Source organism: Actinosynnema sp. NPDC059797 (assembly GCF_042732085.1).
GTDB lineage: Bacteria > Actinomycetota > Actinomycetes > Mycobacteriales > Pseudonocardiaceae > Actinosynnema.
On record NZ_JBHWIE010000678.1, the window covers coordinates 1 to 2,005 of the forward strand.

The 2,005-nt window shown below is 74.6% G+C and carries 2 protein-coding genes; both read left to right on the forward strand.

Annotated elements, in window-relative coordinates:
- On the forward strand, positions 1 to 893 hold an 893-nt coding region (locus ACFV4N_RS43230), incomplete at its 5' end, for a hypothetical protein (RefSeq protein ID WP_499678505.1).
- Positions 893 to 1,939 (forward strand): hypothetical protein, encoded by a 1,047-nt coding sequence (locus tag ACFV4N_RS43235; RefSeq protein ID WP_499678506.1) that lies wholly within the window; start codon positions 893 to 895, stop codon positions 1,937 to 1,939. The genes ACFV4N_RS43230 and ACFV4N_RS43235, both read left to right, overlap by 1 nt.
- Positions 1,940 to 2,005 lie beyond the last annotated feature (66 nt).

The window sequence follows — 2,005 nt, forward strand, 5'->3', positions numbered from 1 at the left end:
TGTGTATAAGAGACAGGTGGCGGCCCGTGGCGGTCACCCGCGCCCGGCTGCGCCCCGCCGAGGAGCACCGCGTCGACCTCACCCTCGCCGCCGGGGCCCGGGTCGCCGTGCGCTGCGCCGACGACGTCACCGCGCGGCACGTGCCGGCCGCCGACCTGGACCGGGAGTGGGCCGCCACGCGCGCGGCCGTGCCGGGGACCTACCGGCCCGCCGACGTGCCGGGCGCGGACCTCGCCTTCGCCGTCGAGCTGGGCGGCCGCCGGGAGGCGGTGCGCGAGCGGCTGGCGCTGGTGGCCGGGACCGTGGCCCTGGTCGACGCCGAGCACCACGCGCCCGGTTCCGTCCGGTACGCCGTGCTGGCCTACCTCGACCACAGCGCCACCCGCACCGACCCCGGCCACGTGGTGCGCGTGTTCCCCCTCGGCGCGGCGGCCGACTGCCTGGAGTTCCTGGACACCCTCGCGCCCGCCCACCCGGTCTACAGCCACGCCGCGCCGGTCGAGGACGCCCTGCTGCTGGCCTCCCGGCTGGCCTGGCGGCGCACCGGCGCGCACCGGGGCCTGGTGGTGCTCGGCTCCCGCCCGCCGCACCCCACCGAGGACCTGGGCGCCTCCGCGCCCCGCTGCCCCCGCCGCGTCGGCGAGGGCGCCCAGCTGCGCGCGCTGCGCGACCTGGGCGTGCGCCTGCTCGGCGTGTGGGACCGCCCCGACTGGACCCGGCCCGACCACGGCGACCGCTTCGGCCGCCGGGGCCGCGCCTTCTGGCACCGCTTCGGCGACCGGGGCCTGCTCGACCACCGCACCGCCACCGCGCCGGACCTCGTGCGGGGCCTGGCCGTGCGGGACCGCGACCCCGAACCCCACCCACTGCTGCTCCCCCTTGGAGGAACCTGATGACCGCACCACTGCCCGCGAGGGGACCGCTGCCGGACGACGTGCGCATCGGCCTGTGGGGCGCGCCCGGCAGCGGCAAGACCACCTACCTGGCGTCGCTCAACGTCGCGGTCAACAGGTGGCACGGCCCCGGCAACTGGATCATGAACGGGGTCACCGACGAGTCGTCGGAGTTCCTGACGCACTCCACCAACCTGCTGACCCGCCAGCACATGTTCCACAACGCCACCAGCGACCCGCAGAACGTGATCTTCCGGTTCACCGGCACCGAGGCGCCCCCACCCGTGCGGCGCGGCGTGTTCGGCAGGGCCAAGCCGGTCGCGCCGCAGCGGGTGGCGTTCGAGCTGGACGTGCTCGACGTGCCCGGCTGGTACTACCGCAGCAACGGGCACCCCGTCGAGCAGCAGCTGGACGACGAGTTCAGCATCGCCGGCGCGCCGGGCGGCCAGCGGGTCACCTCGCTGACCGACACCGAGGACCAGCTGCTCGACCACCTGGAGATGTGCGGCGGGATCATCTACCTGTTCGACCCGGTGCGCGACGCCCGCACCGGCGACGCGTTCGACTTCTTCCACCGGATGCTGGAGAAGCTGGCGCGGCGCATCTTCGAGCAGGAGCGCTACCAGGGCACCTACCTGCCCCAGCACCTCGCGGTGTGCGTGACGAAGTTCGACGACCCGGAGATCTACAAGGCGGCCCGCCGCTACGGGCTGACCGTCCAGTCCGAGCACCCGCCGCACCTGCCGCTCGTGCCCGACGGCTACGCCGACGAGTTCTTCCAGCGGCTGTGCCACGAGTCGCCCAACGGCACGGCCGACCTGGTGCGCGGCGCGCTGGCCAACCACTTCGACCCGCAGCGGCTGCGGGTGTTCGTGACCTCCGCCATCGGTTTCTACGTCGGCGACGGGCGGCGGTTCCGGCCCAACGACTACGCCAACATCAAGCGGGGCGACGACGGGCAGGACCGCATCCGCGGCGGGGTGTTCCCGATCAACGTGCTCGAACCGCTGCTGTGGATCCACAGCCGGCTGCGGAACGCCCGGTAGGCCGCGGTGGAGGTGCGGACGGGCTGGGCCTCGCACGGCAAGCAGCCGGGCGGCTTCAGCGACTAC

Coding starts and splice junctions, on each gene's coding strand:
- ACFV4N_RS43235 (WP_499678506.1), top strand. CDS start 893: ATGACCGCACCACTGCCCGCGAGGGGACCGCTGCCGGACGACGTGCGC.